Raw genomic sequence first — 3,786 nt, forward strand, 5'->3', positions numbered from 1 at the left:
AAGTAGGCCAGATGAAACACGCCTACCTGGAGTCCCACGGGGGTCTTTTGAGCCAGTGCGGCGTCGAGAGCCGCCATGGACGCCTCCCTGTCCCGGAATTTTTTTTGAAAGACCTTGACGCCGAGGGTTTGAGCGGTGCGTTTGAAGATCATGCCCGGCATGGGGCGAAAGGAGGTGACCGGAATGTGGTTGATGCGGATAAACGGCAGATAGGCGAAAAACAAACCGGAACCGATTCCGAATGCCAGGGATTCATTGATGTCGATACCGTAGTAACGAAGAAGGTTTGCCGTGGAACCGTTTTCACAGTGGGCGGATTGATTGTGCCGAAAATCAATAGTCATGCGTCACCGTTATGGCGTGAATACCCGTGGACAGGTTCATCCTGTTTTCCTCTTGGTAAGGCAGCGGTCACATCAGGACAACATATCAGTTCTTCTTTCGATATGCTGAATGCTTCCGCATATTTTTCTAATGTTGCCGCATCCAATTTCCGGAAATTCTCCGGGTTCAAGTGCGCCTTGATTTTTCGTTTCGGGATTGCGGTGTAGGCGGAAAGCAATTTGATGTCGAACATGCAGCGTGCCATGTAAAAGGCCAGAGGACTTGCATGCCCTGCCTTGATTTGGGCCAAGGCTTCCTTCGCTTCTTCATCAATTTGCTCCCATGCCTGAATCAGGGCGGTGTTTTTCGGTTCCCATCCCGAACTCAGCACTTGAACATAGTCACCCTTTTCATCCACTGCGTAGCAGACCTCACGGGTCTTTCCTTCCAACAGATTCTCATCGTCCTGTGGGACCTGTTCTCGTTTCATGTCAACATACCGTTAGATGCATATAAATATAGGAAAATCGGGCACTTTCGGGAATCATGGCGAGGATTGTCATCCCCGGATCGAGCTCGCCCGAATGGAATAATTCTTCCAGCATCAAATAGATGGAGGCGCTGCCGATATTTCCCACCCGTGACAAATTCGTGAACCACTTTTCCTGGGGAATTGATATCCCCTGTTTCTTCATTTCAGATTCCAGGGGTTTTCGGAAATACTCCGAGGAGATATGGGGCAGAAAATAGTCGATTCCAGCAACCTGTAAACCATGTTTTTTGAGGGATGCGTCAAGGCTTTCCGTTGCCAGGCGGATAACATGTTTTTCCAAGAGGGCAACCTCCTGTTTGATGGAAAATACCGAATTGAAAAACCACTGTTCGGGAGAAAGTGATTTCCAGCTGACCATGGCGCCGGTGGGACTTCGGTCGAGGCCGGCGTACATGCAGGTATCGATTCTGTCGGCGAAAGAGTAGCTGTCGATCCAATCAATCCGGAGGGAAATAGAATCACCGCCGGTCGGCTTGTTTCGGAGCAGGGCCGCGCCGGCACCGTCGGAGAGCATCCAGCGGAGAAAGTCCTTTTCGAAGGCCAGAATTGGCTTTGCTTCCAGGCGGACAGGATAAGCCATTTCACCTTGAAAATGACGTGCATGCAAGAGCGGAGAGACCAGTTCTGAACCTGTGCAAACCGCGCTTTCGCTGTTACCGCTCATGATGGATAACATGCCGTACTTCATGGCGTACATCCCTGAGCAACACACGCCTGCTGTGGAGATGACTTCACCGGCGGGACAGCCTAAAACGCCCTGCACCATGACCGCATGAGAGGGTAGGAACTGGTCCGGTATTGACGTGCCGCAGCAAAGCAGTTCAATGTCTTCGGTATCAAAGGACGAATCCAGCAACCCCTTGACGGCGGCCGCCGTCAAGGCCGCATTGCTATGGGTTAGACGACCTTGTTCATCGATTGCGTAGTAACGGTTTTTGATGCCGTTTTGTCTTAAAACAATCCGTCGGCTGCGCGATGATTTGCCGTTGATGACTCCGAGTATTTTCTCCATTTCCTCGTTCGGAATCGGTTCGTTCGGTAAGAACTTTGCCAATTTTGTGATATAAGCTTTTTCTGTCATCGATACCCGTTTCGTCGTTTATGAAATCGATTGAAAACCAGCCCCAGCAAGGAATTCACCGGGGAAACGATTGCGAGGGCCAAAATCAGCTCCACGAAAAAGATATTCAACAACCTCTTTCTAACCCGGGGACGCTTGGTAATCGCATTGGCCCAGAGAAAAAAAATCTTCTTAGCACGATTTTCCAGCCTCGCCAATGAAACATTTATCTCGGTCTCGCCGAATGTTAGGGGTATTTCATCAGCTTCGACCATGCGTTCCTGTTCGAGCAAGGGTGTGATGGCATTTGCGTATTTTTCGGCGGCGGCAATATCGCTCTCGGACACACCCGGTGGTGGGAAAAGGCCCAAACAGCGGTCTTTCTTGCCCGTGAACATCCAGTAGCAGATCGTCACGGCACTGACGAGGTTGGGTGCCCGGTCGATTAGCACGATGTTGCCCCGGAGGCGTCCACCGAGATGTTCCAGCCTTTCCTTCACCCGTTCATACGATTTGATCCACATGTTGCGTGCGCCGATGACCGTCAGAACCTCGGCTCCCCGGAATAATTTTTTCGCCTCCGGACTCTGAAGGAATGTTGAGACGGGTAATGAGGGAGAAAGGTACCAGGGCTGAAAACCGAGAATAATCAAATCATATGAATCGGAATGCATTGCTTCGAACGGCGCCAACCTGATTGGCTTTTCCAGCACGCATTCGGGGAAAACCTCCAGAAAGGCGTGTCTTGTCCAGGGGAAGGGGTAAGACGTGGATGGCCGGATTTCCAGATACTCAATTGAAATCGACGGATTATCCGATATGGGCTTCACCATGGAATCCAGGATTCGCTTCAATTGACCTGTTTGGCTGTAATAAACCACCAGTATTCTTTTCATAAAAGAAACCATATTTTTTGCTTAGATCCCGAACGAAACAGAGATTTTTCCAAATAAGTACACTGACTTCGAGCGTAGAATATATAGCAAGCATGATGGACTATGTCAAAGTAAACGGTGATGGCCTGTTGCCTCATAAAAGATGTCACCCAGAGTCAATCAGGGAGAAGACTTTTTTGAGTTTTTCTTCGATGGTTTTTCTTAGCAGGAAAGGGTTGAGATTTTCAAGGTACTTGGTCATGGCGTTTTTTGTTTGTTGGAGTATGTAAGGGGATTCGATGATTCTTTGATAGGGTGTTTTTGGTAAGTCATGGTGTTTGATGGTTTTAGATCCGCACCGTTTTTTGGCGAGGAGTTTGACGGAAGGGCGGAAGAAGTGATGAAAGGTTCTCCATTCGCGTCGGTAGCGTTCATTAAGAGCGGGGACGATCATGGGTTTGTCTAGCCTTTGGTAACCGAGCCATTGTCGTACATGGGTCCAGTTTTTTTGTTCAATGTGTGCGTTGTCGTCTTTGTGATAGGGGCTGGATCGTGTGAATCGGACGGGTTTTTTTCTTTGAGTGAAGTGCCTCAGGAGATGCTGGTTGAGGAACTCTGATCCGTTATCGGAATCGAATCCTAACAGGTGGAAGGGGAGGGCCTTTTCGATATCTTTGAGGTGCTTGAGGACACCGGATTCCCCTTTTCCCCAGATGGCTCTTTGTTCGGTCCACCCGGTGGCGATATCGACGATATCGAGGGTATAGACGAAGGTACCGGAGAGGGAATCGCCGCAATGGGCGACGGTACCGGCTTCGATGAACCCTGGCCTGGATTCGTCCCATTGGGTGGTTTGGATGGGGATCTGTTTTTTGAGCAAAGTTCCTGGTTTGGTGGTGGTGCGTCCCCGTTTTTGATACTGAATACGGACGGGTTTCAAGAGCCTGTCGATGGTGGCGGGGGAGATTGTAAGC

General features: G+C 49.8%; 5 protein-coding genes. All 5 read right to left on the bottom strand.

What is annotated here, in order from left to right:
* Positions 1-344: BtrH N-terminal domain-containing protein (locus GX147_09545; GenBank protein ID NLN60921.1), on the bottom strand; the 344-nt coding region annotated here is incomplete at its 3' end.
* Positions 341-814: a hypothetical protein gene (locus GX147_09550; protein ID NLN60922.1), complete on the bottom strand. Its 474-nt coding sequence runs from the start codon at positions 812-814 to the stop codon at positions 341-343. The genes GX147_09550 and GX147_09545, both read right to left, overlap by 4 nt.
* Position 815: 1 nt before the next feature.
* Positions 816-1,958 carry a beta-ketoacyl-ACP synthase III gene (locus tag GX147_09555; GenBank protein NLN60923.1) on the bottom strand — a complete coding sequence of 381 codons (1,143 nt, stop codon included), beginning with the start codon at positions 1,956-1,958 and terminating at the stop codon, positions 816-818.
* Entirely contained in the window at positions 1,955-2,833 is an 879-nt protein-coding gene (locus tag GX147_09560; GenBank protein NLN60924.1) for a hypothetical protein, read from the bottom strand. The genes GX147_09555 and GX147_09560 overlap by 4 nt, the downstream gene beginning before the upstream one ends.
* Positions 2,834-2,978: 145 nt before the next feature.
* Positions 2,979-3,786, bottom strand: an 808-nt coding sequence (locus GX147_09565) for a transposase family protein (protein ID NLN60925.1), incomplete at its 5' end; no start/stop codon positions are given.

It is taken from the genome of Deltaproteobacteria bacterium, assembly GCA_012522415.1.
Taxonomy (GTDB): domain Bacteria; phylum Desulfobacterota; class Syntrophia; order Syntrophales; family JAAYKM01; genus JAAYKM01.